Genomic DNA, 23,349 nt, shown 5'->3' with positions numbered 1-23,349 from the left:
GCCGGTCGCGGCAATACCGTTGTTTCGGGTTGCACCGCCCCGCGCCCATCCACCGGCCCCTCTCCGGTCGGACGTGTGCTGTAGCGACACTCGATGGGTTCGGATAACAGTGACGAGTCGCTGAACGGGGCGCTGGGTGCATCACGATCATCATCTGATCTATCCGCTGCTGTCGGGCATCGTCGCGGTCTTCGGTTCGTGGACCGCGCTGGGCCTGTTCAGGCGCGCCCGCAGCCATGACGGACAGTCGCGCGCCCAGTGGATCGGCCTGTCGGCGCTGGCCATGGGCGTCAGTATCTGGTCGATGCATTTCGTCGCCATGCTGGGCTTTGATCCGGGCGCGCCCGTCTCCTATGATCCCGCCCGGACCGTCGCCTCGCTGGCGTTGGCGGTGGCCGGAACGGCGCTGGCCTTTGTGCTGAGCGGCTCATCGCGCGCCCGATTGCCCCGCGTTCTGGGCGGCGGCGCCCTGATGGGGCTGAGCATCGGCGGGATGCACTATCTGGGCATGTCGGCGATCCGCAGTTCCGTGCAGCTGACGTATGACCCGTTGTGGGTTCTGGCCTCTGTGGTGGTGGCCTTCCTCGCCTCCTTCGCGGCGCTGGCCGCAGTGCGGCGCAACGCGCGACGGCGATGGCAGGCGGGGGCGGCGGTTCTGCTCGGCATCGGCGTCGTCGCCATGCACTACACCGCCATGGCCGCGGTCATTCTGACGCCGGGCGCGAACGCGGTCGGCGCCGCGGGCGTGCCGCCGCTCTGGCTGGCGTTCGCGGTGGCGGGCCTGACGCTGGTTCTGCTGTTCCTCGCCCTCGGCGCCGGTCTTATGGACCAGCAGCAGGTGCTGTCCACGGCCCTGCGGGCGGGCCGTATGGGCTCGTGGGAGATGGACATTCCCCGCCGACGTCTGGTGCTGAGCGAACAGGGCCGCGGTCTGCTGGGCTTCGCGCCGGACGATCCGTTCGATCAGTCGATGGTCGCCGGCCTGATGACCGCCGAAAGCAGCGCCCGGCGACAGGCCGCGCTGGACCGGTCAATCAATGAAGGCGTCGACTATGAGGTCGATTACGAAATGCTGGACGGTCGCTGGCTGGAAGTGCGGGGCCTGATGATCCTCGACAGCGGCGGCCGTCCGCTGCGGCTGGTCGGCACCATTCAGGACGTGACGGCCCACCGCATCGCCTTCCAGGCGCTGGCCCGCAGCGAGGCCCGTCAGCGGCTGCTGATCAACGAGCTGAACCACCGGGTGAAGAACACGCTGGCGACCGTCCTGTCGATCGCCACCCTGACGGCGCGCCGGTCCGACGACGTGCAGAGCTTCGCCAAGGCGTTTCAGGCGCGGCTGCTGTCCCTGTCGGCCACCCACAACCTTCTGACCGCGCAGGGCTGGCAGCAGGCGGACCTTCGCGATGTCTTCAAGGCCGAGTTCGGTCACTACAACGACGATCAGGTGGTGCTGAGCGGACCCGACGTCTGGCTGAGTCCGGAGAACGTCCTGACCCTGGGCCTGATCGTACACGAGCTGGCGACCAACGCGGCCAAATACGGCGCCCTGAGCGTACCCGAGGGCCGGGTCGAGGTCTGCTGGCGCGCCGGGGACGAAGCCCTGCATCTTCAGTGGCGCGAGCATGACGGCCCGCCCGTCGTCACGCCCGAACGCAAGGGTTTCGGCTCGCGCCTGATCACCTCCAGCGCCAGCGCGTGCGACTTCCGCTATCCCGCGACCGGGTTCGAGGCCGACCTGACCCTGCGCCTGTTCGAACGCCGGGCGGACGGGCTGGACGAGGCGGACTAAACCGCCAACGCCAGGGCAGGATCGGCCCGCAGTCGTTCCAGATCGCGGCCCGGCGGACGGCCGAACAGGCGGGCGTACTCCCGGCTGAACTGGGACGGGCTGTCATAGCCGACGGAGAAGCCGACACCGGCCACGTCCCGCCCTTCGGAAAGCAGCCGGTGCCGCGCCTCCTGCAGCCGTATCTGCTTCTGGTACTGCAGCGGGCTCATCCCCGTAACGGCCTTGAAGTGGCGGTGCAGGGAGGTCTCGCTCATCCCCGCCACCTCGGCCAGCCGCTCGATCCGCATCGGCTCGGCATAGTTCTGGCGCAACCAGCGGATAGCCCGTTTGACCTGCGCGGAGCGTCCGTCTGAAGCCGCCAGTTGACGCATCATTCCGGCCCGCTCCCCGACCAGCAGCCGCCAGGCCAGTTCGCGCCGGATCATCGGACCCAGCACCGCCGCCTGCTCGGGACGATCCATCAGCCTGACCAGACGAATGACCGTGTCGATCAGGTCGTCGTCCATGTCGCTGACCGCCAGCCCGCGCACCGGCGACGTCTCCGGAACCGCGCCCTCGGTCTCGATCAGCAGCTCGGCGATCATCACCGGGTCCAGCGGCACGCCGACCGCCAGATAGGGCGCCTCGATCACCTTGCCGCTGACCGGCAGGTCCTCGGACACGACCAGATACTGACCGGCCCGGTAGGGATAGGTCTCATTGCCCAGCGTCGTTGATTTGGCCCCGTCGAGGATCAGGCAGACCATGGGCTCATAGACCACCTGCTGGGCGTCGGTGACGCCCGTGCTGGCGATCAGGTGAAGGCCCGGCCCGGTCAAGGGACCAATCCCCTCCGGCGACATGTCCTTCAGATGGCTGCGGACCAGACTGACGAGTTCAGGCAAGCGTTTCATGACAGCATTCAAGCCTCGGCAGGATCAGCGCGCAACCGCCGCCGGCACCAAATGGCAGGATTGTGCAAGAGACTGGCGCGATCCGTCTACAGCTTCGGCGGAATGGCGGGGCATATCGGGGCTCCCAACCAAGGAGACTTCCCATGACCTCCACATCTTCCCGCGTCTGGTTCGTGACCGGCGCCTCGCGCGGCCTCGGCGCGGCTATCGTCCGCACCCTGCTGGACGCCGGTGAACGCGTCGTCGCCACCGCCCGCAAGCGCGATGGCCTGACCGCCGCCTTCGGCGCCGACAGCGACGCCCTGCTCTCCCTGTCGCTGGACGTGACCGACCAGAGCGCCGTGCGGACGGCCGTCGCCGCCGCCCTGACCCGCTTCGGCCGGATCGACGTGCTGGTGAACAACGCCGGCTACGGCGACCTGTCCCTGTTCGAGGAATCGACCGCCGAGGACGTCTTCGCCCAGTACGACACCAACGTCTTCGGCCTGATGCACGTCACCCGCGCGGTCCTGCCGGCGATGCGGGCGCAACGCTCTGGCCGCATCTTCAACGTCTCCTCGGTCGGCGGCATCGTCGGCGGGGCCAGCGGCAGCCTGTACTGCGCCTCCAAGTTCGCGGTGGAAGGCTTCACCGAGTCGCTGGCGCAGGAAGTGGCCCCGTTCGGCATTCACGCCACCATCGTCGAGCCCGGTTTCTTCCGCACCGACTTCCTTGAGCCGACGTCAGTGAAGCATGGCTCCAATCCCATCGCCGACTACGCTGAAACCTCGGCCGCGCTGAAAGCCTTCTACGACAGCCGCAGCCACAATCAGGCGGGCGACCCGGTGAAGCTGGCGCGCGCCCTGATCACCCTGGCCGACGCCGAGCAGCCGCCGGTCCGCTGGTGCGCGGGTACGGACGCGCTGGCCATGGTGCAGGCCAAGATCGACAGCCTGCAGACCGAACTGGACGCCTGGCGCGACCTGTCGGCGAGCACCGACGGCGACTTCGACTTCCGCGAGGAGACCGGCTCCAGCGCCTGGGGCTGACGGCCCGGGCGGGCCGTCGTTTCAGAGGGCGTTCAGAGGCGTCTTCAGAAAGCGGCGGCCCGAGGCCTCCGCGGGCGGCAGGGCCCCGGCCCGGATGTTGATCTGCAACGACGGCAGGATCAGCTGCGGCGCCGGGAGCGTCGCGTCCCGCGCCTCGCGCAGGGCCACGAAGTCCGCTTCCGAACGCCCGCCGCCGACATGGATATTGTCCGCCTTCTGCGCCGCGACGGTGGTTTGCCATGCGAAGTCGCGACGCCCGGCGGGCAGGTAGTCGTGGCCGACGAACATGCGGGTCTCGTCCGGCAACGCCAGCAGGCGCTGGATCGACCGGTACAGGGTGCGGGCGTCGCCGCCGGGGAAGTCGCACCGCGCCGTGCCGAAGTCCGGCATGAACAGGGTGTCGCCGACGAAGACCGCGTCCCCGATGCGATAGCTGATGCAGGCCGGCGTATGGCCGGGCGTGTGCAGCACCTCGACGTCCATCTCACCCAGTCTGAACCGGTCGCCATCCGCCCAGGTGCGGTCGAAGGCCGAGGCGTCCGGCCGCACATCGGCAGCCTCGAACAGGTCGCCAAAGGTTTTCTGCACCCGCGTTATCGCTGCGCCGATGCTGACCGGCGCGCCGGTGCGCTCGCGAATCTCGTGGGCGCCGGTCAGGTGATCAGCGTGGGCGTGCGTCTCCAGCACCTGCTCCAGCCGCAGCCCCCGCGCCGCGACGATCTCCAGCAGACGATCCACCGAGCCGGTGGACGTCCGGGCGGCGGCGGGATCGAAGTCCAGCACCGGATCAATGATCGCCGCCGCGCCCGTGGCCGGGTCGGAAACGACGTAGCTGACAGTGTGGGTGGCGGGGTCGAAAACGCCGACCACGTCAGGACGGGACATCGGGTTCATATCGGTCTCCTTTGACGCTCAATATATTAGGTATTGCTAAATTAGCAAGATCGAATATATTGGCGACATGATCGATATCCAGACCCTCGGACTTGAACGCTTCCAGGCCAGCGCCGGACAGGCGTCGGCCCTGCTCAAGGCCCTGTCCAACGAGCATCGCCTGATGATCCTGTGCCAGCTCGGCGACCGGGAGCTTCAGGTGTCGGAACTGCTGGATCGGGTCGGGCTGTCCCAGTCCGCACTGTCCCAGCACCTGGCGCGTCTGCGCGACGACGGACTGGTGTCCGCCCGCCGCGAGGGCGTCGCGGTCTTCTATCGCATCGCCGACCCCGCGGCCCTGAAGGTCATCGCCGTTCTGGCCGAGATCTTCTGCCCGCCCCTGCCCTGAAAGGACCGTCCATGACCGCCACCCTCAATCCCCTCTCCCCGCGCGAGGTCGCCGACCGGCTGAAGTCCGGCGCGATCCGGCTGGTCGACATTCGCGAGACCGACGAGTTCGCCCGCGAGCACATCCAGGGCGCCGCCCCCGCCCCGCTCTCGACCTTCGAGGCCGCCGACCTGTCGATCCACGCGCGACAGGACATCGTCTTCATGTGCCGGACCGGCAACCGGACCGGCGTGAACTGCGACCGCCTGGCCGCGCGCGTGGACGGCCCGGCCTATGTGCTGGAGGGCGGGCTGGAGGCGTGGAAGAAGGCCGGCCTGCCGACCCGGCTCGATACCCGCAAACCCATCGAGTTGATGCGTCAGGTCCAGATGACGGCCGGCGGCCTGGTCCTGCTGGGCGCCGTGCTGGGCCTGCTGATCCATCCGGCCTTCTGGGGGCTCAGCGCCTTCGTCGGCGCGGGCCTGTTCTTCGCCGGCCTGACCGGCTTCTGCGGCATGGCCCGACTGCTCGCCCTCGCCCCCTGGAATCGCGCGGCGAAGGCGGCCTGACCATGGAGACGCCGACCCTGCTGCTGGCCGCCATGAGCGGCGGACTGGTCGCCCTGCTGCTGACGGTGTTCGGTGGCGGCGGGTCGGTGCTGGCCGTGCCCCTGCTGATGTATGTCGTCGGCGTGGCGGACCCGCACGTGGCCATCGGCGTCTCGGCGGCCGGGGTGTCGCTGAACGCCCTGACCGCCCTGGTCGGACAGGCCCGCGCGGGGCGTGTCCGCTGGCCCTGCGCCCTGACCTTCGCGGTCTTCGGGGCCGGCGGGGCCTGGCTGGGCTCGAGCCTCGCCAAGCAGATCGACGGGCATCAGCTGCTGCTGTTCTTCGCCCTCGCCATGGCCGGCGTCGCCCTCGCCATGTTCCGGCGCCCGAGGTCCGAAGGGGACGTCACGGTGCGGCTGAACCCCGCCATGGCCCCGCGCGTGGCCGTGTCCGGCGCGGGCGTGGGCGCGGCGGCGGGCTTTTTCGGCATCGGCGGCGGCTTCCTGATCGTGCCGGGCCTGATGGGCGCCACCGGCATGACACTGGCGATGGCGCAGGCGTCGTCGCTGGTCAGCGTCGCCGCCTTCGGCGCCTCGACGGCGGTGAATTACAGCCTGTCCGGCCTCGTCTCCTGGCCTTTGGTGGCGGCGATGACCGTCGGCGGCGTGGCCGGAACGCTCGTCGGCCTGCCGATCTCGCACCGCCTCGGCGCCAACGCGGCGCTCGGCCGCCGTCTGTTCGCCGGCCTGATCCTGCTCACCGCTGTCTATGTCGCGGTCCGGGCGCTGGCGGGCGGCTGATCCTCCTCTTCCGGCCGGTGGACGATGGAGACCAGAACGATCGACAGGATCATCAGCAGGAACCAGCTGCCCAGCTTCTCCAGCCCCACCATGGTCCATCCCGCCTCCTGCGACGGATAGGTCCAGGCGCGACCGAAGGTGGCGAGGTTTTCGGCGAACCAGATGAACAGGGCGACCAGAACATAGCCCAGCAGCAGCGGCATCCCGCGCCGCCGACGGTCGGTCGTGAACCAGAACCAGCCGCGCCCGAACACCACCGCCGTGGCGATGAACAGCCCGATCCGCGCGTCCCACAGCCAGTGATGGGCGAAGAAGTTGACGTAGATCGCGGCCGCCAGCACCGCCGTCATCCAGAACGGCGGATAGCCGCGCACCCGGATGTGAAACACCCGCTGCACCCGCGCGATATAGCTGCCCACCGCCGCATACATGAAGCCCGAGAACAACGGCACGCCGCCGATCCTCAGCAGCGACTCCTCGGGATAGATCCACGAACCCTGCGCCGTCTTGAACAGCTCCATCGCCGTCCCGGCGATGTGGAACAGCAGGATCACCACCGCCTCATCCCGGCTTTCCAGCTTCAGGGCCAGCATGCCGATCTGGATCAGGACGGCGCCGACGACCAGAAAGTCATAGCGCGACACCGGCGCTCCCTCGGGCCACCACAGGAAGGTGCCGACGATCAGCGCCAGCAGCAGACCGCCGAACAGGCAGGCCCAGGCCTGCTTCAGCCCGAACCACAGGAACTCGTAGACCGCGGCCCGCCACCGCGACCGGTCCGCCCACGCCTGCGCGTGCGTGAGCCAGCGGCGACCGAGAGCTTCGAGCGGGAGGCGACGGGTCGGGATCATGCGCGGAGGCTAGACGCGGACGACGACGCCGGCGCGTGGAGATTTGGTGCAGAGGGGCGAGCGGCCGGTCAAACTCAAAGGGCGTCATTTAACGTTGTTAAGTTCCTTAACATTGTTAAATTGAGCCCGGAAGCGGGAGCCGTCATGAGCCTTGATCGTCAGCATATTATCGAAACAAGCCTGACTCTGCTGGACCAGACAGGGCTCGAAGGCCTGACAATGCGCAGGTTGGCGGAAGCCCTCGGCGTACAGGCCCCCGCGCTTTACTGGCACTTCCCCAACAAGACCGCCCTGCTGGATGACATGGCCGAGGCGATGGTCTCCGCGATAGCCGCATCCATCGACGTTTCAGCCGCCTATCCGGAGGTGTTGCGGCGGATGGCGGTGGCGCTGCGCAAGGTGTTGCTGAGCCGCCGGGACGGCGCGCGCCTGTTCGCCGGCACCTTTGTAGCGCGTGAGAATATGCTGGAGGTCAGCGAGATCCTGATCAGCGCCATGCTCCGGGGCGGCTTCGACGCGCGCACCGCGACACGGGCGGTCTTTTCTCTGGGCTATTTCATCATGGGCTTCGTGATCGAGGAACAGGCCCTCGAAGAACAGATGCGCGCCAGCGGCGGCGTGCACCCCATTCTCGAAAAGCTGTGGGAACAGCCCGCGGGTGGATACGAGGACACCCGCGCGGTCCTGCCGGAACTCATCGAGACCGATCAGGACGCCCGCTTCGCCTTCGGGGTCGATCTCATTCTCCGAGGTCTGGCCGATCTGCATGACAGCCGGTCTGTTGCAGGCGAGCGTCGGTGAGCACTCGCCCCGCCGCGCCGGCCGTTCGCAGGTGGATCACCCCCGTCCGCGATAGGTCGGCACGCCCTGGTCGGGCAGCCAGAGGCCTTCCGGGGCCGGGCCGGTCTGCCAGAAGACGTCGATGGGTATGCCGCCGCGCGGATACCAGTAGCCCCCAATGCGCAGCCATTTCGGCTGCAGCAGGTCGGCCAGACGCTTGCCGATGGCCACGGTGCAGTCCTCGTGGAAGGCGCCGTGGTTGCGGAAGCTGGTCAGGTACAGCTTCAGGCTCTTGCTCTCGACCAGCCAGTCGCCCGGCGCATAGTCGATGACGATGTGGGCGAAGTCCGGCTGGCCGGTGACGGGGCACAGGCTGGTGAACTCCGGCGCCGTGAAGCGCGCGAGGTAGAGGGTGTCCGCATGCGGATTGGGCACCCGCTCCAGCACGGCGGTTTCCGGGCTGGTCGGTGCGGCGGTCATTTGGCCCAGCTGGTGCAGGCCCGAGGTGTCGGTGGTCATGGCGTCGCTCTAGCGATTTCCGGCGGCTTCGTCACGCCACCAGCGGTCTGACACCCCGGAACGGCGGTGATCTGTCGGGCCATGGAGACACGGCCCCAGGGTTTGCAAAGGCCGGCGGTCACCTCATCACCGCATCGCGCAAAGCCCGCCCGTGCGTCCATTTCTGACGCATCGGTTCGCTAATATGCGGAGAAGCGCCCGTCAGGTCGTTTCACACGAATTACACTCTTCACACCCTGTTTTTCGGGTTTGCCTTACCCGGGGACAGCCCGCTATCCGTAGCGAAAGACAACCCGGGGAAACGTCATGGCCATTCCGGCTTCGCTTCAAAAAGGTCTCAAGCTGCCGGTGATCGCGGCGCCCATGTTCCTGGTCTCCGGGCCGGATCTGGTGGTCGAGACGTGCAACGCGGGGGCCATCGGCACCTTCCCGTCGCTGAACCAGCGCACCACCGAGGGCTATCGGGAGTGGCTGCATGAGATCAAGGACCGCCTGAACCCCGACGCTGCCGCCTTCGGCGTGAACCACATCGTCCACCCGACCAACCCGCGCCTGATGGCCGACATGATGGTTTCGGTCGAGGAGAAGGTGCCGCTGATCATCACCTCGCTGGGCGCGGTGCGTGACGTGGTCGATGCGGTGCACGGCTACGGCGGTCTGGTCTTCCACGACATCGCCAACGTCCGCCACGCCCGCAAGGCGGCGGAAGCGGGCGTCGACGGCCTGATCCTGGTCGCCAACGGCGCAGGCGGCCACGCGGGCATCGTCAACCCGTTCGCCCTGGTGGAAGAGGTCCGCGGCTTCTTCGACGGGACCATCATCCTGTCGGGCTGTCTGTCGACCGGCTCGGACGTCGCCGCCGCCCTGATGATGGGCGCCGACTTCGCCTACATGGGCACGCGCTTCATCAACACGACCGAAGCCATGGCCCCCGACGCCTACAAGGACATGATCATCGATTCGGGCTCGGCCGACATCGTCCACACCCCGGCGGTGTCGGGCATTCCGGCCAACTTCATGACCAAGTCCCTGATCGAGAACGGCATCGACCCCAAACACCTGCCCGAGCACAAGCTGGACATGGCCGACGAGGCCAAGGCCTGGAAGACGGTCTGGTCCGCCGGTCAGGGCGCGGGCGCGATCCACGACATCCTGCCCGCCGGTCAACTGGTCGGCCGCCTGCGCGACGAATTCGCTCAGGCGACGGAACAGTTCGCCAAGCGCACCGCCTTCATCTAGGGAACTTCCGGCGCGATTACGCGTCTGGAGGCTCCATGATCCGTACACTGACGCTGGCCTTCGTGGCCGCCACCGCCCTCGCCTCTCCCGCCCTCGCACAGGACGCGGGCGACTGGACCGTGTCGTTCGGCGCGGCCACCGACAACCGCTCCAAAGACGCCTCCAAGTCGCAGGGTGATCCCTATGCCTGGGGCGCGGTCGAGTGGGAGAGCGCGTCGGGCGCCTTCTACGTCGGGCCGGGCTTCGAGACGATCAAAAGCTCGACCGGATCGGATCTCGAGCTTGAGCTCGGCGGCGGCTGGCGGCCCGAGGTCATGGGCTTCGACCTCGACCTGAACGCCACATACAAATACCAGGTCGACGCCGATCAGGGCGCGGACAATGACGCATGGGAATTCACCGCCGACGTCAAACGCTCCATCGGTCCGGCCAGCGCCCGCCTGCGTCTGCAACACTCGCCGGACGGGACAGGCTCGACCGAGGCCTGGACCTGGGTGTCGGTGCGCGGCGGCTGGGATTTCACCGACAAGCTCACCGCGACCGCCGAGATCGGCCGCCGGGAGCAGGACAACAGCGTCGATTACACCGGCTGGAACGCGGGTTTCAGCTACGCCCTGACCCGCAATATGGAAGCCGAAGTCCGGTACTATGACACCGACGCCGACGCGAATAATCCGCAGTACGCGGACGCCGTCGTGGCCGGGATCAGCTTCGCCTTCTAGGAATCCGCGCCTCCGTCCCCTATATCAGGGGATGACTTCCCAAAGACCGACCACCCTCGAGCGCGCTTACCAACTGGCGCGCGAGGGCCGGTGCCGGACCGTCAGCGACATCAAGCAGGCGCTGTCGTCGGAAGGCTATGACCGCCTTCAGGACGCGTTGTACGGGCCCAAGCTGAGCGCCGATCTGCGAAAGCTGTGCCGCGAACACTATGTCGCCGCCAGCGGCGAACCGGCGGCGGAGTGACGCCACGCCTTGCTTTCGCCGCGACGAAAGCTAATATGGCTCCCGTCGATCTCTCTGCGAAACGCCCCCCTCTGCTTTCGCCCGAGGTCTAGCCGCTCCCATTCAGACCCGACAGGCTCCAGGCGCTCTTGCCTGTGGCCAATGCCAGAAGGAGGTCTCAAATGGCTACCGGCACCGTTAAGTGGTTCAACTCGACCAAGGGCTACGGCTTCATCCAGCCGGACGACGGCGGCAAGGACGTCTTCGTCCACATCTCGGCCGTGGAAGCGGCCGGCCTGCGCGGCCTGGATGAAAACCAGAAGGTTTCCTACGAACTCGAGCGCGACCGTCGCTCGGGCAAGGAATCGGCTGGTCAACTGAAGACCGAAGGCTGAGTTCCTGCGTCGGTCTCCGACGCATGACTTTCGAACGGCGGCGCAGATCCCGGATCTGCGCCGCCGTTTTCATGTCCGGCATATGGAATACGGGCAAGAAAACTTGCGCGATATTTCCGGGCAATAATGAATCCTTGCCAATGTATACAAAAGCGTCTACTTAAGACGGGTCGATCTCTCTGCGAAACGCTGCTGCCCTTTGCATCGCGCACCGAGGTCCAAAGCCAATCCCATTCAGACCCGACAGGCCGACCGGGATATCCTTCCCGCGGCCAATGCTTGCGGAGGTCCTGAAAATGGCTACCGGCACTGTCAAATGGTACAACCCCACCAAGGGCTACGGCTTCATCGCTCCCGATGACGGCGGCAAGGACGTCTTCGTCCACGCCTCGGCCGTCGAGGTCTCGGATCTGGGCATCCTCAGCGAAAGCCAGAAGATTTCCTACGAGATCGAGCGCGACGCGCGCTCGGGCAAGGAATCCGCCGGTCGGCTGAAAGCCGCCGAATAGGTTTCGAACGGGGGCCGGCCGCGATGCGGACCGGCCCTTCGCCTTTTCAGAGCAGCAAGGAGTGTCCCATGACCCCGCTCGCCGACATGATCCCCGCTATGAATGACGCCGACCTCAAGTCGCTTCGCGTCAACGCCGAACGCCTCAGCGCCACCGGCTCGCTCAACCAGGTCAACGCGGCGACCGAAATCCTGCCCCTGATCGACGCGGAGACGGCGCGCCGCGCCGCCCTGCCGTCCGCCATCGCGCCCAAGAAGACCCGTGCTCCGGCACGGAAAAAGGTCGTGGCCGCTTCCGGCCACCAGACCGCCCTGCCGTCCAGAGCCGCCTGAGTCTTTCTTCGGCCGCCGGCGTTGTGCGATGATCGTCCCGCCGGAGGCCTCCGGCGGGCGACCTTGCAAGGATCACAATGATGCTGCTGACGGCTCTTCTGGCCCTGGTCGCGGCCCCGCAGGACGCCGGTCCGCTTGAACCGGGCCGCAGCGGCAAGCTGCAATGCTATGGCCCGAACGTCGCGGCGAAGACCTGCACCGCCATCGGCGCCTATCGCTTCGACGCGGACGGGACGATCTGGAACGACGCCCGCAACATGCTCAGCGCCTCGCCGCAGATCATTCTGTACGCCACGGGCAAGGTCTATGTGAAGGACGGCGCGGAATGCGCCCATCCCCTGAACCGGGCCGAGGAAATCACCCGCATCGACCTGAACGGCACGCCGCTGGAAGGCGCGCAGTTCACCACCGTCCGTCAGCAGATCGCCGACAACATCAATCTGGTGCTGGGCGACGGCGAGTTCTGCAGCACCTACACGCCGAACCCTGACGGCACGCTGAAAGCCGCCGTCACCATCGGCGGCGTCGCCCGCGCCGAGTTCCAGAGCACCGTCCTGTGGATCGAGCCGGACGCCAGCTGGACACTGGCCGCGCCATCGGGCTGAGGGATCAGCCCAGCGCCTGATCCAGATCGGCGATCAGATCGTCCAGGTCCTCGACCCCGACCGACAGCCGGATCAGGTTGTCGGTGACACCGCCCGCCTCGCGCACCTCCTTGGGCACGCTGGCGTGGGTCATGATGGCCGGGTGGTTCACAAGGCTTTCGACACCACCCAGCGACTCCGCAAGCGTGAAGACCTGCACCCGCTCCAGCACCTGCTTCGTCCGCGACAGGTCGCCATCGATGATCGCCGTGACCATGCCGCCATAGCGGCCGTTCATCTGCGTCGCCGCCAGACTGTGCTGCGGGTGGCTGATCAGGCCCGGATAGATGACCTTGGCGATTCCTTTGCGGGTCTCCAGCCAGCGGGCGACGGCCAGCGCGTTCTCGTTGTGCGCCTTCATCCGCAGGCCGAGCGTCTTCAGACCCCGGTTGGCGAGGAAGGCGTCGAACGGCCCCATCACCCCTCCGATCGAGTTCTGCAGGAATTTGATCTCCTTCGCGAGGTCGGCGTTCCCGGTGACCAGCGCCCCGCCGATGATGTCGGAGTGACCGTTCAGGTATTTGGTCGCCGAGTGCATGACCACGTCGGCGCCCAGCCGCAGCGGCTGCTGGCTGAATGGGGTGGCGAAGGTGTTGTCGACCACCAGCAGCAGGCCGTGGGCCCGGGCGATCTTCGACAGGCCGGCGATGTCGGCCAGCTTCATCAGCGGATTGGTGGGCGTCTCGGCCCAGATCATCTTCGTCTTGGGCGTGATGGCCGCCTCGACGGCGCTCAGGTCGCTGAAATCGACATAGCTGAAGTCCAGCCCCATCGACCGGCGGCGGACCCGCTCGAACAGTCGCCACGAACCGCCGTACAGGTCATCGCCGGTGACGATGTGCGACCCGGCGTCCAGCAACTCCAGCGCGGTGGACGTCGCCGCCATTCCGGAGGCGAAGCCGAAGCCGTGCGTGCCGCCCTCGAGGTCCGCCAGACAGGCCTCGAACGCCTCGCGCGTCGGGTTCTTGCCGCGGGCGTACTCATAGCCCTTGTTCACGCCCGGGCTCTCCTGGGCATAGGTCGAGGTCGCGTAGATGGGGGTCATCACCGCGCCCGTCGTCGGGTCGGGCCGCTGCCCGGCGTGGATGGCGCGGGTCGAGAACCCCTGGCTGTTCTTCAGCGAACTCATGAAGCGTCCTGGTCAATGCGGCCGATGTTGCCGCCGTAGAAGGCCGCCGAGCGCTCGAAAATCTCGAGCCACTGCGGCGGGGTGAACAAATGGCCGGCGCCCGCCAGCACCTCTTCGCGGACACTGACGTTTCCCTCACGCAGGAAGTCAATCCAGGCCGCGGTGTTGCGGGGCAGGACATGGGTATCATTCTCCGCCCGCAGGATCAGCACCGGAATCCGCCGACGCGGCTTGCGGGGCTGATAGACGTCAACCCCGCCGGCGAGACCGATGGCCGCCGCCGCCCGGCTGTTCCCCAGCGCCCCGTCCACCGCGACGTAGGACCCCAGCGAATAGCCGAACATGGCGGTGCGACGCCGGTTGACGCCGCGAGCGATGAGCCAGTCGATCGCATCCGACCCCACATGACGCCAGGCATCCATCATGCGCTCCGGGCGAACCCCGTCATCGGCCCAGGCGTCGGTGAACAGGGGCGTGAGCACCTGATAGCCGTCGCCCGCGAACCGCATGGCCAGCTCGTGCCAGGGACCACGGTTGGTGATCCGCGCGCCCGAGCCATGCATCATCACGATCGCCGCGCGCCGTCCCTCGCCCGCCGGAGTGTAGTGGATCGCCCGGATCGACTTGCCGTGGCTCGGGAAGGTCAGGCCCTCATAGGTCGGCCCGGCGACCAGCGCCTCCTGCGCCAGCGCGGGGACCGCAAGGCTCGCCCCGAAACCCGCCAGAAGCGCTCTTCGCCGCATGTCAGTTTCCGGACCGCGCGGAGACGAATGCCCGGGTCCGCCCGAATACCGAGCACCAGGTCGGCAGATCGTACTGGTGGCCATCGAAGGCCAGTTCCTCGATCTCGACCCACGCGCCGGCTCCGCGCAAGTCCTCGGCGAGACGTCGCGTCGTCCGCACCGGCACAGCCTCATCGCGACGGGCGTGCAGAAGCAGGAAGGCCGCCTGCCGCCCTGCAAGGTCCTCTTCCAGTTCGCCGCCGCCGGCGACGAGAACGGCGGAGGTCACCGGGCTGTCCTCTCCTGTCGCCGCCAGCAAGGCCACCGCGGCGCCGCGGGAGTATCCCCAAAGCGTGACCCCGCCCCGCGCCATTCCCGGTTCGGCCTGAAGCGCCTCCACCGCATCCAGGGCGACCTGACGCCACGCCCGGGCCGTCAACGTCCGACGGGTCCGTTCCGGCTGGGCGACGTCGAAGTAGGCAGGCAGAAGGACCCGGTAGCCGCGCGAGGCCAGCTGGATCGCGTGGGCGTCGAACAGAATGGAGTTCATCTCGAACCCCGTGCCGCCATGCAGCATGACGATGCCCAAGCCGTTGGCCTCGCCGCGCGGCGTGTACAGATAGCCCCGGACCGGACGCCCCCGGCTGTCGAAATGGATGAGCTCGCGCGTGGCCCTGACGGCCACATCATCCGCGCAGCCCGGCCGTCCTACCTGAACCGCCCCCTCTTGCGGCGAGGCCGCGAAGGTCGGGCTCGCGGAGCCCGCGACCGACACCAGAAGCGCGATCATGGCGGCACGCATGACCTAGCGGTTCAGGCTGAGGTGGTTGATCAGATCGGTCCGGGTGATCAGGCCGACGAATTTTTCGCCGTCCAGCACGATGGCCACCCGGTCGCGGTCGAACAGCGGGATCAGGGCGTCCAGCGGCTCGGACACCTGCACTGTGTCCAGATCGCGGGTCATGGCCGAGGACACCGGCTTGGCGAAGCGCTCCTTGCGGGTGATCTCGTCGGTATTCATCACATGGACCAGATCGCTCTCGTCCAGAATGCCGACCAGACGGCCGTCCTGAATGATCGGCAGTTGCGAGACGTCGGCGCCCTTCATCCGCTTGAAGGCGGTGTCCAGGGTGTCGTCCGGACCGGCCACGACCACGTCGCCCTTCTCGTATTTGCGGGTGATCAGGTCCGACAGGTCGCCGTGCAGCTCGCGCTCGCCCAGACCCTGATCGGCCAGCCAGGCGTCGTTATAGACCTTGGACAGGTATTTGGCGCCGGTGTCGCAGACGAAGGTCACGGCGGTCTTCGGCTCGGTCTGCTCGCGGCACCAGCGCAGGGCGGCGGCGATCAGGGTGCCGGACGAGGAGCCCGCCAGAATGCCTTCCTTCAGCAGCAGCTCCCGCACGGTCGCCACCGCCTCGGCGTCCGGGATCGAATAGGCCTTGTCGATCAGGGTGATGTCGGCGGTGTCCGGCACGAAATTCTGGCCGATCCCCTCGACGGTGTAGCTGCCTTCCGGCGACGGCACGCCTTCGTTGACGATGCCCGCCAGCGTCGAGCCGACCGGGTCCGCCAGAATGATCTGCGCGTCCGAGCCGACGCTCTTCAGATAGCGCGCCGTGCCCGTGATGGTGCCGCCCGAGCCGATGCCCGCGACCAGCGCGTCAACCTTGCCGCCCAGCTGCTCCCAGATCTCAGGCCCCGTGGTGACGAAGTGAGCCTCGGAGTTGGCGTCATTGGCGAACTGGTTGACGTAGAAGCCGCCCGGAATCTGCTGCGCCAGACGTTCGGCCATGTCGGTATAGTACTCCGGGTGGCCGTGCGGCACGTCCGACCGGGTCAGGCGCACATCCGCGCCCATGGCCCGCAGATGCTGGATTTTTTCCCTGGACATCTTGTCCGGGATGACCAGCAGCACCTTATATCCCTTGGCCTGACCGACCAGCGTCAGCGCCAGACCGGTGTTGCCGGCCGTCGCCTCGACGATGGTGCCGCCGGGCTTCAGGAAGCCTTCCCGCTCCGCCGCATCGATCATCGACAGCGCGATGCGATCCTTGATCGACCCGCCAGGGTTCTGGGCTTCCAGCTTCAGGAACAGGCGGCAGGGGCCGGTATCAATCTTCTTCACCTCCACAATCGGCGTCTTTCCGATCAGGTCCAGAGTCGAACCGACAGGACCGGACAGGACCGGATTGGGGGCGAGAGACATCAGGAACTCCGTAGGGGCTTGGGTGCGGAAGCTAGGCGCGGCGCCCCGCCGGAACAACCCGACTGGCGAGAGAAAGGATTTATGGCTATATTTCTGGCCAGAATTGGAGATGGGCCGATGGCTAACTACGGCGTCGCGGAAGCCAGAAACAAGTTCACCCACCTGCTTGAGCGGGTTGAGGACGGTGAAACCGTCATCATCACCAAGCACGGCAAGCCGGTGGCTGAGTTGCGGCCCGCAACCGCCGCGAAGCCCCGGATGACGGAAGCGGAGCGACAAGCCTGGTACGACGAGTTCGTGAAGAGACGGAACGCCCGCCCGCCGCTCTCTGCCCCGGCGGCGGAACTTGTCAGAGCCATGCGTGACGGCGATCCGGAGTGATCTTCTACATCGACGCCAGCGCCATTGTCGCCATTGTCGGCAGGGAGGCGGGGAGTCCCGCCGTTGACGGCGTCGTTCGTCAGCCCGGCGTCACCACTATGGTCAGCGACTTCACCATCGCTGAATGCTCTTCAGCTCTGGCCAGAAATGGCCGGGTCGGGCGACGGACCGAAGCAGAGAACGAGCGTTTCCATCGTGAACTCGACGAATGGGCGTTGGTGTTCGGGGAAATGACCGAGATCGCCTCCGCCGACATCACCGACGCTACGACTTTCATTCGGCGGCCGGGCATCTCACTCCGCGCCCCTGACGCCATCCACATCGCCGCCGCCCAACGCGTCGGCGCAACAATTCTCACGCTCGACAGGGGCATGGCGCGCGCCGCCGACCTGTTGGGCGTACCCTGTATCAATCCCGCCGAGGCCGACGCGCCCGGCGACCTGAAAGACTAGATGAAAAACACCCCCAAGAGGCCGCCCGCCGGCCTCCCCGACAAACAGACCCTTCTGGCCTTCCTGCGTGACGCGGGCTCGGCCGAGAAGACCGACATAGCCCGCCACTTCGGCCTGAAGGGCGGCGATCGCCGCGCCCTGCGCGAGATGATCCGCGAACTGGAGGCGGATGGAGAGCTCGGAAAACGCGGCAGGAAGGGCTTCAGCCCCTCCGGCGCCCTGCCCCCCGTCGGCGTCGCCGATGTGGTCGAGCGCGACGTGGACGGCGAGATGTATGTCCGTCTCGTCGAGGCCTCCGAGGATGCGCCCCGCGCCCTGCTGATGCCCGACAACTCGGGCCGGACCGGGCCCGCGCCCGGCATGGGCGACCGCCTTCTGGTCAAGTTCAGCAAGGGCGCTGACGGCTGGGAGGCCCGGCTCGTCAAGAAGCTGGACAGCGAGCGCGCCCGCGTGCTCGGCGTCATCCGCAAGTCAAACCGCGAGGTCCGGGTGGAGCCCGTCGACCGCCGCTCGAAAGACGTGCTTCTGGTTCCCCACGCCCAGGCCGAAGGGCTGAAGGACGGCGACCTGGTGCTGGCCGCCATCGAGAAGGGCGCCCAGCGTTATGGCCCCAAGCGCGGCAAGATCCTGGAGATCATCGGCCGCGAGGACGACGCCCGCGCCGCCTCCCTGATCGCCATCCACTCGCACGGTGTGCCCACCGGCTTCTCGGAAGCCGTGGAGCAGGAGGCCGAGGATCAGGAACTGCCGTCGCTGAAGGGCCGCGAGGACCTGCGTGACATCCCCCTGATCACCATCGACCCGGCCGACGCGCGCGACCACGACGACGCGGTCTACGCCCAGAGGGACGAGGACCCGAAGAACGAGGGCGGCTGGATCGTCTGGGTCGCCATCGCCGACGTCGCCGCCTACGTGCGCCCCGGCACGGCGCTGGACCGCGAGGCGCGCGACAAGGGCAACTCGACCTACTTCCCCGACCGCGTCGAACCGATGCTGCCCGAGCGGCTGTCGAACGGCCTGTGCAGCCTGAAGGAAGGCGAGAACCGCGCCACGATGGCCGTGCGCATGGTCTTCGACAAGGACGGCCGGAAGATCGGCCACAAGTTCGTGCGCGGCCTGATGCGCAGCCACGCCAAGCTCTCCTACGAGCAGGCGCAGGCGGCCATCGACGGGGCCCCTGACGAGACGACCGGCCCGATCATGGAGGCCATCCTCTATCCGTTGTGGAACGCCTACCGCACCATGCTGAAGGGCCGCCTGAAGCGCAGCCCGCTGCAGATCGAAAGCGCCGAGCGCCGAATCCGCATGACCGAGGGCCAGATCACCTCGATCGAGCCCCGCGTCTCCCTTGAAGCCCACCGGCTGATCGAGGAGATGATGATTCAGGCCAACGTCTGCGCCGCCGAGACGCTGGAGAAGCACAAGACGCCCCTTCTGTACCGCGTCCACGACGCGCCCAGTCAGGAAAAGCTGTTCAACCTCGGCGACTTCCTGTCGACCATCGGCAAGCCGTGGACCAAGGGCGAACCGGCCACGACAAGGCGGTTCAACAAGCTGCTGGACGAGACCCGCGAGACCGAGCACGCCGAGGTCGTCAATGAGGTGGTCCTGCGCACCCAGATGCAGGCCATCTACAGCCCCGAGAACGTCGGCCACTTCGGCCTGAACCTCGACCGCTACGCCCACTTCACCTCGCCGATCCGCCGCTACTCCGACCTGATCGTCCACCGCGGCCTGATCCGAGCGCTGGGGCTGGGCAAGGACGGGCTGACGGACCGCGAGATCGCCGAACTGCCGGCCATCGCCGAGCACGTCGTCATGACCGAGCGCCGCTCCATGGCCGCGGAGCGCGACGCCATGGACCGCTACATCGCCGCCTTCCTCGAGGACCGTGTCGGCGCGACCTTCACCGGCCGGATCACCGGCGTGACCCGCTTCGGCCTGTTCATCCGGCTGGATGAGACGGGCGCGGACGGCCTCGTGCCCGTCTCGACGCTGGGCAGTGAGTACTTCACCCACGACGACCGCAGCCATGCGCTGGTCGGCGAACGCTCGGGCTTGCGCTGGACGCTGGGCCGGACGGTCGAGGTGAAGCTGAAAGAGGCCACTCCGGTCACCGGCGGCCTGCTGTTCGAAATGCTCAGCGAACCCGCCCCACGCGACCCCAACGCGCCCTCGGCCCGTCTGGGCATGCGGGCGCGCGGCGCCAAGGACGGCGGCTATCCGAAGCGCTCGGGGCCGGGGAACAAGCCCCGCAACGGCAAGAAGCCCTCGGGCGGGCTGAAGGGCGTGAGAAAGGGCAAGCGGCGTTGATCCAGCCCTTCGACGCCGCCCAGGACCTGAAGGACGCGCCGCGCACCGGCGGTCGCCAGCGCCCGAAGGACGCCGCCACCCTGATCCTGACCCGCAACGGCGCGAAGGGACCGGAGGTGCTGATGGGTCGTCGGGCGCCGGGGCATGTTTTCATGGCCTCGAAATGGGTCTTCCCGGGCGGCAAGGTCGAGCGATCCGATGCCTTCGCGGCCTTCGCCACCGACCTGTCGCCCGCCGACGCCGGACGGCTGGCGCGTGAGGCGACCCGAAGCCGGGGCCGCGCGATGGCTCTGGCCGCCGTGCGGGAGACCTTCGAGGAGACCGGCCTGCTGCTGGCGGCGCCGGCGCGTGCGGCCTCGGTGGCCGGGGGCTGGCGCGAGTTCCGGGCCGTCGGGGCCCTGCCCGATCTCGCCGCCCTGTCCTACGTCGCCCGCGCCATCACACCACCGGGGCGCCCGCGCCGGTTCGACGCCCGCTTCTTCATGGCCGACGCCTCGGCCCTGCTGCATCCCGAACCGACGTCGGGGTCCGGCGAACTGGACGAGATCGCCTGGCTACCGCTGGAGCAGGCTCGCGCGCAGGACCTGCCCGCCATCACCCGCTTCGTGCTGGGCGAGATCGCCGAGCGGCTCCACGCCCCCGATCGCCCCCTGCCCTTCGTGCGCATGGTGCGCGGCAAGCATATGGTCGAGCATCAGGACTGACGCGATCGGGGCGGGATGCGCCGTGACTTGCCAGTCGCCGCGGACGGGGGTTCTCTTGCAGCCGGAGGACCTGTCCATGCGCCGTTTCGCCCTGATCGCCGCCGCCGTCACGGCCTGCCTGACCGCCCTGCCCGCGACCGCGCAGGACGCGCCCGCGGGCATGACCCTGGTCTGGAAGTCCTGGGGCAATCGTCTGGTCGAGTGGACCCTCCCCCGCGGCGGCGAAGGCCGCTACGTCAACCGCGAGGGCGAGACTGTCATCTTTCCGGTCACCACCGACCAGTTCGACCGTTTCCGCGCCCTGTTCGCACCCTACGAAGGCGTTCCCTTCCGCTGTGAGCGGGTCATCACCGACGGGGCCTACGGCAGTGTGATCTGGTCCCGACCGGGGCAGGCGGACGAGTCGCTGAACTTCGACGCCGGCTGCACCAGTGGCGATGCGACCGACGTCTTCCAGCGGCTCGAGCAGGCCGAGGCCATGCTGAACGGCTTCAAGGACGCCCGTTAGTGGCCGACACCCCGATCACCCTGCGCCTGACCATCGCCGACCCGGTTTCCGGCGTCCGCTACAGCCTGCAGCAGGACGACATGCCGTTCGAGCCGGTGACGGCGACCGGCGAGGCCCTGTCGTTCGATGTCCCCGTGCGCCTGTCGGACGACGGCCGCTTCCTCGGTCCCTTCGTCCGGCGGGAGGGCAAGGAGCGACGCTTCATCTACATCCGCATCGGGACCCCGGCGGGCGACCACGCCTCTGAATGGAGCCGCCGGGCCAAGATCGACATCCACGACATCCCGCCCGCCCTGCTGGACAAGGCCCGCGCGGGCGCCGTGCTGGAAGTGGTCCTGCCGGGCCGGGGCAAGGACGGCACGCCCGCCTGCGCGACAGTGCGGCCCATCAAGGGCTGGATCGCGCTCTAGTCCGCCACCGGCCGGGTCAGGTCGAACTCCACCCGGAAGAAGCGGCCGCCCGGGCGGCTGAGCTCATAGGCGAACATCCGGTCAGGGTGCACCTCGACGGCCCAGACATTGGTGGTCGAGACCTGGGCGCCGCCGGCGATGAACTGGTCGATGGACTCCTGATCGACCGGGAACTGCTGCCGCGAGGCTGTACCGGCCTCCGCCGTGTCGCCGCCGTACATGTGGTAGCCGTGGATCTCGCCCTGCGGGTCACGATGGTCATGCTTCAGGCGCAGGCCATCAGCGGTGCGGGTGATGACCCAGCGGCGCGAGCGGTCCTCACCGACGGCGAAGGGAATCCCGACCTCGTCCGCCGCGCAGTCGCGCACATGCATGACCAGCCGCTTGTTGCGGAAATCGGCGTCGGCGGCGTCGGTCGAGACCACCCGCCCCTCGAATCTCTGTCCGCACAGGGCGTTCAGGCGGTTCAGAAAAGCGTCCTGCGGATTCGCGGCCTCCTGGGCGAGAGCGGGCGTGGTGAGGGCGGCGGCGGCCGCGAAGGCCGTGAAGAGCAGGGTTTTCATGCTGACACGGTGGCCTCTGGATGCGTTCCGCTCAATGCGGCGTCACGCCCGTTGACTTCCGGCCGCGCCTGAGTATGTTCCGCGCCTCTCATTTCCGCGGCTTTCGCCGTCCGCATAGGTATTCACTCCGATGGCCAAGCCCGCCTCCATCAAGATCCGCCTGAACTCGACCGCCGACACCGGCTTCTTCTACGTCACCAAGAAGAACGCCCGCACCATGACCGAGAAGATGGTCGTGAAGAAGTACGACCCGGTCGTGAAGAAGCACGTCGAATTCAAGGAAGGCAAAATCAAGTAAGCACTTGATCGCCTGATGATTTCGAAACGCCCGGTCAGCGATGACCGGGCGTTTTTCGTTGCCCCTCGCTCTCATGGGCCGGGCATGGGAGACTGCAGCCATGACCGACCAGCCTGATGACGCCCCCGCCCCCGCCCCCGAGAACGAAACGCCGGTCCAGCGGGCGCTGCGCCTGAAGCAGGCCAGGATCGCCGCCAAGCCGCAACCACCGCGTGGCGGCAAGTTTCAGCGCGAGCAGGCGGCCCGCATCGCGGCGGGCAAGTCCAAGCCGTGGATGACGCGTTAGGCGTCCCTGGGGTCGCGGGTCCGTGACGGCGGCAGATCGCGCCATGAGCGGCGCTTCGCCTGCACCTTGAGGAACGCGGAAAGCGGCTCATCCGGGGCCTTCCTCCAGCCGCCGACGCGTTCAACGTCGTGCCTCAGCGAGCTTTCGGCCAGGTCCAGGCCCGCCTCGTCCAGCGCCTTGAGGTCGCCGAGGGCCTGGGCGGCCTTGCGGCGGCTCTGCCGGTTCTCCCCGGCCTTTCGGGCCGGGATCGCCTTGCGGGACGCCTTGTCGCTCTCACCGTAGGTGTTGCGGCAATCGTTGGCGTAGCTGAGCGCCTTCTTCTCCTGCGGGGATTTCGGCGTCTTGCGGGTCATGGGCGAAGGCTAGACCACGCCCGATCCTTGTCAAAGCTGCGGAGGGCCAGTTCGCCGTCAGCGGTCGACTGGAACCCGGCCTTGCCGTCCCCGAGCATGCAGCCCCGCCAGCCGATGTCCTGAAGGTCCCCGAATCCCCGATCCGCGATCTCGCGCCACTCGGCGTTCGAGAGCAGGGCGCGGGCGCCGGGGCGGAAATCGTCACGATGGAAGGTCAGATAGCGCCCCCCGGACCGGATGCCCACGGCCTTGTCATAGAAGCGCATCGGGACGGGCTCGCCGCTGTCCAGAGCCCGTTCGAGACGCTGGAAGAAGGCCCGCGCCGCGCCGGGCTTGAGGACGCCGCCACAGAACGGGAAGTCAGTCTCCGACGCCGGGCCGGGGGCCTCGGGGACGGAAGGCGCGACGTCCTGACGAGCAGACCGGTCGGGCTGACACCCCGCAAGGGCCAGTGCAAACAGAAGCGCGATGCCGACCGCCCTCAC

General features: G+C 67.7%; 32 protein-coding genes. 21 read left to right on the top strand and 11 right to left on the bottom strand.

What is annotated here, in order from left to right; translation table 11 throughout:
• Window positions 1-136: 136 nt before the first annotated feature.
• Window positions 137-1,792 carry an MHYT domain-containing protein gene (locus tag FKQ52_RS06115; protein WP_141626358.1) on the top strand — a complete coding sequence of 552 codons (1,656 nt, stop codon included), beginning with the start codon at window positions 137-139 and terminating at the stop codon, window positions 1,790-1,792.
• Here FKQ52_RS06115 and FKQ52_RS06110 read toward each other — a convergent pair.
• Entirely contained in the window at window positions 1,789-2,685 is an 897-nt protein-coding gene (locus FKQ52_RS06110) for an AraC family transcriptional regulator (protein ID WP_141626357.1), read from the bottom strand. The genes FKQ52_RS06115 and FKQ52_RS06110 overlap by 4 nt on opposite strands.
• 143 nt (window positions 2,686-2,828) lie before the next feature.
• Here FKQ52_RS06110 and FKQ52_RS06105 point away from each other — a divergent pair, with 143 nt between their 5' ends.
• Window positions 2,829-3,713 (top strand): oxidoreductase, encoded by an 885-nt coding sequence (locus FKQ52_RS06105; protein WP_141626356.1) that lies wholly within the window; start codon window positions 2,829-2,831, stop codon window positions 3,711-3,713.
• Window positions 3,714-3,734: 21 nt separating this feature from the next.
• Here the strand turns inward: FKQ52_RS06105 and FKQ52_RS06100 are convergent, their stop codons facing one another.
• Complete coding sequence (locus FKQ52_RS06100; RefSeq protein WP_370451046.1) at window positions 3,735-4,607, bottom strand: MBL fold metallo-hydrolase; 873 nt, start codon at window positions 4,605-4,607, stop codon at window positions 3,735-3,737.
• A 67-nt stretch (window positions 4,608-4,674) separates the two neighbouring features.
• On the opposite strand from FKQ52_RS06100, the gene FKQ52_RS06095 reads away from it, so the two are divergent.
• Genes FKQ52_RS06095 through FKQ52_RS06085 form a run of 3 tightly spaced genes read left to right on the top strand, consistent with a single transcriptional unit; the run spans window position 4,675 to window position 6,322 of the window.
• Window positions 4,675-4,995, top strand: a complete 321-nt coding sequence (locus tag FKQ52_RS06095) for a helix-turn-helix transcriptional regulator (RefSeq protein ID WP_141626354.1) — start codon at window positions 4,675-4,677, stop codon at window positions 4,993-4,995.
• An 11-nt stretch (window positions 4,996-5,006) separates the two neighbouring features.
• The gene (locus tag FKQ52_RS06090) at window positions 5,007-5,543 is read left to right on the top strand and encodes a rhodanese family protein (protein WP_141626353.1); all 537 of its coding nucleotides are present in this window, start codon (window positions 5,007-5,009) and stop codon (window positions 5,541-5,543) included.
• Window positions 5,544-5,545: 2 nt separating this feature from the next.
• Window positions 5,546-6,322 carry a sulfite exporter TauE/SafE family protein gene (locus tag FKQ52_RS06085; protein ID WP_141626352.1) on the top strand — a complete coding sequence of 259 codons (777 nt, stop codon included), beginning with the start codon at window positions 5,546-5,548 and terminating at the stop codon, window positions 6,320-6,322.
• Here FKQ52_RS06085 and FKQ52_RS06080 read toward each other — a convergent pair.
• Window positions 6,289-7,173: a DUF817 domain-containing protein gene (locus FKQ52_RS06080; RefSeq protein ID WP_141626351.1), complete on the bottom strand. Its 885-nt coding sequence runs from the start codon at window positions 7,171-7,173 to the stop codon at window positions 6,289-6,291. The two genes, FKQ52_RS06085 and FKQ52_RS06080, sit on opposite strands and share 34 nt — an antisense overlap.
• A gap of 144 nt (window positions 7,174-7,317) precedes the next feature.
• Between FKQ52_RS06080 and FKQ52_RS06075 the strand changes: the two genes are divergently transcribed.
• Complete coding sequence (locus FKQ52_RS06075; RefSeq protein WP_141626350.1) at window positions 7,318-7,974, top strand: TetR/AcrR family transcriptional regulator C-terminal domain-containing protein; 657 nt, start codon at window positions 7,318-7,320, stop codon at window positions 7,972-7,974.
• 36 nt (window positions 7,975-8,010) lie between these two features.
• Here FKQ52_RS06075 and queF read toward each other — a convergent pair whose 3' ends face one another.
• Window positions 8,011-8,472, bottom strand: a complete 462-nt coding sequence (queF, locus tag FKQ52_RS06070; protein WP_141626349.1) for a preQ(1) synthase — start codon at window positions 8,470-8,472, stop codon at window positions 8,011-8,013.
• A 306-nt stretch (window positions 8,473-8,778) separates the two neighbouring features.
• Between queF and FKQ52_RS06065 the strand changes: the two genes are divergently transcribed.
• The 7 genes from FKQ52_RS06065 (at window position 8,779) to FKQ52_RS06035 (ending at window position 12,497) form a co-directional block, all read left to right on the top strand.
• On the top strand, window positions 8,779-9,711 hold the full coding sequence (locus tag FKQ52_RS06065; protein ID WP_141626348.1) for a nitronate monooxygenase family protein: 933 nt from the start codon (window positions 8,779-8,781) through the stop codon (window positions 9,709-9,711).
• 35 nt (window positions 9,712-9,746) lie between these two features.
• On the top strand, window positions 9,747-10,433 hold the full coding sequence (locus tag FKQ52_RS06060; protein ID WP_141626347.1) for a TorF family putative porin: 687 nt from the start codon (window positions 9,747-9,749) through the stop codon (window positions 10,431-10,433).
• A gap of 31 nt (window positions 10,434-10,464) precedes the next feature.
• Window positions 10,465-10,677, top strand: coding sequence for a hypothetical protein (locus FKQ52_RS06055; protein ID WP_141626346.1), 213 nt, complete (start codon window positions 10,465-10,467; stop codon window positions 10,675-10,677).
• A 161-nt stretch (window positions 10,678-10,838) separates the two neighbouring features.
• Complete coding sequence (locus FKQ52_RS06050) at window positions 10,839-11,051, top strand: cold-shock protein (RefSeq protein WP_141626345.1); 213 nt, start codon at window positions 10,839-10,841, stop codon at window positions 11,049-11,051.
• Between the two features lie 296 nt (window positions 11,052-11,347).
• Window positions 11,348-11,560: a cold-shock protein gene (locus FKQ52_RS06045; protein ID WP_141626344.1), complete on the top strand. Its 213-nt coding sequence runs from the start codon at window positions 11,348-11,350 to the stop codon at window positions 11,558-11,560.
• A gap of 68 nt (window positions 11,561-11,628) precedes the next feature.
• A complete protein-coding gene (locus FKQ52_RS06040; protein WP_141626343.1) occupies window positions 11,629-11,892 on the top strand; it encodes a hypothetical protein in 264 nt (87 codons plus the stop codon).
• Between the two features lie 80 nt (window positions 11,893-11,972).
• Complete coding sequence (locus FKQ52_RS06035) at window positions 11,973-12,497, top strand: hypothetical protein (RefSeq protein WP_141626342.1); 525 nt, start codon at window positions 11,973-11,975, stop codon at window positions 12,495-12,497.
• Window positions 12,498-12,501: 4 nt separating this feature from the next.
• On the opposite strand, the gene FKQ52_RS06030 is transcribed toward FKQ52_RS06035, so the two are convergent.
• The 4 genes from FKQ52_RS06030 to FKQ52_RS06015 are packed head-to-tail and all read right to left on the bottom strand — an operon-like array spanning window position 12,502 to window position 16,596.
• Entirely contained in the window at window positions 12,502-13,665 is a 1,164-nt protein-coding gene (locus FKQ52_RS06030) for a cystathionine gamma-synthase (RefSeq protein ID WP_141626341.1), read from the bottom strand.
• On the bottom strand, window positions 13,662-14,408 hold the full coding sequence (locus tag FKQ52_RS06025; protein WP_168196801.1) for a dienelactone hydrolase family protein: 747 nt from the start codon (window positions 14,406-14,408) through the stop codon (window positions 13,662-13,664). The genes FKQ52_RS06030 and FKQ52_RS06025 overlap by 4 nt, the downstream gene beginning before the upstream one ends.
• A 1-nt stretch (window position 14,409) precedes the next feature.
• The gene (locus FKQ52_RS06020; RefSeq protein ID WP_141626339.1) at window positions 14,410-15,189 is read right to left on the bottom strand and encodes a dienelactone hydrolase family protein; all 780 of its coding nucleotides are present in this window, start codon (window positions 15,187-15,189) and stop codon (window positions 14,410-14,412) included.
• Between the two features lie 3 nt (window positions 15,190-15,192).
• Window positions 15,193-16,596, bottom strand: a complete 1,404-nt coding sequence (locus FKQ52_RS06015) for a cystathionine beta-synthase (protein WP_141626338.1) — start codon at window positions 16,594-16,596, stop codon at window positions 15,193-15,195.
• 117 nt (window positions 16,597-16,713) lie between these two features.
• Between FKQ52_RS06015 and FKQ52_RS06010 the strand changes: the two genes are divergently transcribed.
• The 6 genes from FKQ52_RS06010 (at window position 16,714) to FKQ52_RS05985 (ending at window position 21,364) form a co-directional block, all read left to right on the top strand.
• On the top strand, window positions 16,714-16,977 hold the full coding sequence (locus tag FKQ52_RS06010) for a type II toxin-antitoxin system Phd/YefM family antitoxin (RefSeq protein ID WP_141626337.1): 264 nt from the start codon (window positions 16,714-16,716) through the stop codon (window positions 16,975-16,977).
• Window positions 16,974-17,429 (top strand): type II toxin-antitoxin system VapC family toxin, encoded by a 456-nt coding sequence (locus FKQ52_RS06005; protein ID WP_141626336.1) that lies wholly within the window; start codon window positions 16,974-16,976, stop codon window positions 17,427-17,429. The genes FKQ52_RS06010 and FKQ52_RS06005 overlap by 4 nt, the downstream gene beginning before the upstream one ends.
• Complete coding sequence (gene rnr, locus FKQ52_RS06000) at window positions 17,430-19,742, top strand: ribonuclease R (protein WP_141626335.1); 2,313 nt, start codon at window positions 17,430-17,432, stop codon at window positions 19,740-19,742.
• On the top strand, window positions 19,742-20,446 hold the full coding sequence (locus FKQ52_RS05995) for an NUDIX domain-containing protein (protein WP_141628255.1): 705 nt from the start codon (window positions 19,742-19,744) through the stop codon (window positions 20,444-20,446). Before rnr ends, FKQ52_RS05995 begins: the two co-directional genes overlap by 1 nt.
• 76 nt (window positions 20,447-20,522) lie before the next feature.
• The gene (locus FKQ52_RS05990) at window positions 20,523-20,954 is read left to right on the top strand and encodes a hypothetical protein (protein WP_141626334.1); all 432 of its coding nucleotides are present in this window, start codon (window positions 20,523-20,525) and stop codon (window positions 20,952-20,954) included.
• Complete coding sequence (locus tag FKQ52_RS05985; protein WP_141626333.1) at window positions 20,954-21,364, top strand: DUF5990 family protein; 411 nt, start codon at window positions 20,954-20,956, stop codon at window positions 21,362-21,364. Before FKQ52_RS05990 ends, FKQ52_RS05985 begins: the two co-directional genes overlap by 1 nt.
• Here the strand turns inward: FKQ52_RS05985 and FKQ52_RS05980 are convergent.
• Window positions 21,361-21,927 (bottom strand): hypothetical protein, encoded by a 567-nt coding sequence (locus FKQ52_RS05980; RefSeq protein ID WP_141626332.1) that lies wholly within the window; start codon window positions 21,925-21,927, stop codon window positions 21,361-21,363. The two genes, FKQ52_RS05985 and FKQ52_RS05980, sit on opposite strands and share 4 nt — an antisense overlap.
• A gap of 130 nt (window positions 21,928-22,057) precedes the next feature.
• On the opposite strand from FKQ52_RS05980, the gene rpmG reads away from it, so the two are divergent.
• Together rpmG and FKQ52_RS05970 are read left to right on the top strand one after the other, a co-directional pair.
• Window positions 22,058-22,225, top strand: a complete 168-nt coding sequence (gene rpmG, locus FKQ52_RS05975; RefSeq protein ID WP_029417689.1) for a 50S ribosomal protein L33 — start codon at window positions 22,058-22,060, stop codon at window positions 22,223-22,225.
• A gap of 100 nt (window positions 22,226-22,325) precedes the next feature.
• Window positions 22,326-22,511, top strand: a complete 186-nt coding sequence (locus FKQ52_RS05970; protein ID WP_141626331.1) for a hypothetical protein — start codon at window positions 22,326-22,328, stop codon at window positions 22,509-22,511.
• Here the strand turns inward: FKQ52_RS05970 and FKQ52_RS05965 are convergent.
• Window positions 22,508-22,864, bottom strand: a complete 357-nt coding sequence (locus tag FKQ52_RS05965) for a hypothetical protein (RefSeq protein ID WP_141626330.1) — start codon at window positions 22,862-22,864, stop codon at window positions 22,508-22,510. The genes FKQ52_RS05970 and FKQ52_RS05965 overlap by 4 nt on opposite strands.
• Window positions 22,861-23,349 carry a hypothetical protein gene (locus FKQ52_RS05960; RefSeq protein WP_141626329.1) on the bottom strand — a complete coding sequence of 163 codons (489 nt, stop codon included), beginning with the start codon at window positions 23,347-23,349 and terminating at the stop codon, window positions 22,861-22,863. The genes FKQ52_RS05965 and FKQ52_RS05960 overlap by 4 nt, the downstream gene beginning before the upstream one ends.

The organism is Brevundimonas sp. M20 (assembly GCF_006547065.1).
In the GTDB taxonomy this organism is placed as follows: Bacteria; Pseudomonadota; Alphaproteobacteria; order Caulobacterales; family Caulobacteraceae; genus Brevundimonas.
The sequence above is the reverse complement of the archived record's forward strand: the minus strand, read 5'-3'. Positions and strand labels throughout refer to the sequence as shown.

Coding starts and splice junctions, on each gene's coding strand:
- FKQ52_RS06110 (WP_141626357.1), bottom strand. CDS start 2,685: ATGAAACGCTTGCCTGAACTCGTCAGTCTGGTCCGCAGCCATCTGAAG.
- FKQ52_RS06105 (WP_141626356.1), top strand. CDS start 2,829: ATGACCTCCACATCTTCCCGCGTCTGGTTCGTGACCGGCGCCTCGCGC.
- FKQ52_RS06100 (WP_370451046.1), bottom strand. CDS start 4,607: ATGAACCCGATGTCCCGTCCTGACGTGGTCGGCGTTTTCGACCCCGCC.
- FKQ52_RS06095 (WP_141626354.1), top strand. CDS start 4,675: ATGATCGATATCCAGACCCTCGGACTTGAACGCTTCCAGGCCAGCGCC.
- FKQ52_RS06090 (WP_141626353.1), top strand. CDS start 5,007: ATGACCGCCACCCTCAATCCCCTCTCCCCGCGCGAGGTCGCCGACCGG.
- FKQ52_RS06085 (WP_141626352.1), top strand. CDS start 5,546: ATGGAGACGCCGACCCTGCTGCTGGCCGCCATGAGCGGCGGACTGGTC.
- FKQ52_RS06080 (WP_141626351.1), bottom strand. CDS start 7,173: ATGATCCCGACCCGTCGCCTCCCGCTCGAAGCTCTCGGTCGCCGCTGG.
- FKQ52_RS06075 (WP_141626350.1), top strand. CDS start 7,318: ATGAGCCTTGATCGTCAGCATATTATCGAAACAAGCCTGACTCTGCTG.
- queF (WP_141626349.1), bottom strand. CDS start 8,472: ATGACCACCGACACCTCGGGCCTGCACCAGCTGGGCCAAATGACCGCC.
- FKQ52_RS06065 (WP_141626348.1), top strand. CDS start 8,779: ATGGCCATTCCGGCTTCGCTTCAAAAAGGTCTCAAGCTGCCGGTGATC.
- FKQ52_RS06060 (WP_141626347.1), top strand. CDS start 9,747: ATGATCCGTACACTGACGCTGGCCTTCGTGGCCGCCACCGCCCTCGCC.
- FKQ52_RS06055 (WP_141626346.1), top strand. CDS start 10,465: ATGACTTCCCAAAGACCGACCACCCTCGAGCGCGCTTACCAACTGGCG.
- FKQ52_RS06050 (WP_141626345.1), top strand. CDS start 10,839: ATGGCTACCGGCACCGTTAAGTGGTTCAACTCGACCAAGGGCTACGGC.
- FKQ52_RS06045 (WP_141626344.1), top strand. CDS start 11,348: ATGGCTACCGGCACTGTCAAATGGTACAACCCCACCAAGGGCTACGGC.
- FKQ52_RS06040 (WP_141626343.1), top strand. CDS start 11,629: ATGACCCCGCTCGCCGACATGATCCCCGCTATGAATGACGCCGACCTC.
- FKQ52_RS06035 (WP_141626342.1), top strand. CDS start 11,973: ATGCTGCTGACGGCTCTTCTGGCCCTGGTCGCGGCCCCGCAGGACGCC.
- FKQ52_RS06030 (WP_141626341.1), bottom strand. CDS start 13,665: ATGAGTTCGCTGAAGAACAGCCAGGGGTTCTCGACCCGCGCCATCCAC.
- FKQ52_RS06025 (WP_168196801.1), bottom strand. CDS start 14,408: ATGCGGCGAAGAGCGCTTCTGGCGGGTTTCGGGGCGAGCCTTGCGGTC.
- FKQ52_RS06020 (WP_141626339.1), bottom strand. CDS start 15,189: ATGCGTGCCGCCATGATCGCGCTTCTGGTGTCGGTCGCGGGCTCCGCG.
- FKQ52_RS06015 (WP_141626338.1), bottom strand. CDS start 16,596: ATGTCTCTCGCCCCCAATCCGGTCCTGTCCGGTCCTGTCGGTTCGACT.
- FKQ52_RS06010 (WP_141626337.1), top strand. CDS start 16,714: ATGGCTAACTACGGCGTCGCGGAAGCCAGAAACAAGTTCACCCACCTG.
- rnr (WP_141626335.1), top strand. CDS start 17,430: ATGAAAAACACCCCCAAGAGGCCGCCCGCCGGCCTCCCCGACAAACAG.
- FKQ52_RS05990 (WP_141626334.1), top strand. CDS start 20,523: ATGCGCCGTTTCGCCCTGATCGCCGCCGCCGTCACGGCCTGCCTGACC.
- FKQ52_RS05980 (WP_141626332.1), bottom strand. CDS start 21,927: ATGAAAACCCTGCTCTTCACGGCCTTCGCGGCCGCCGCCGCCCTCACC.
- rpmG (WP_029417689.1), top strand. CDS start 22,058: ATGGCCAAGCCCGCCTCCATCAAGATCCGCCTGAACTCGACCGCCGAC.
- FKQ52_RS05970 (WP_141626331.1), top strand. CDS start 22,326: ATGACCGACCAGCCTGATGACGCCCCCGCCCCCGCCCCCGAGAACGAA.
- FKQ52_RS05965 (WP_141626330.1), bottom strand. CDS start 22,864: ATGACCCGCAAGACGCCGAAATCCCCGCAGGAGAAGAAGGCGCTCAGC.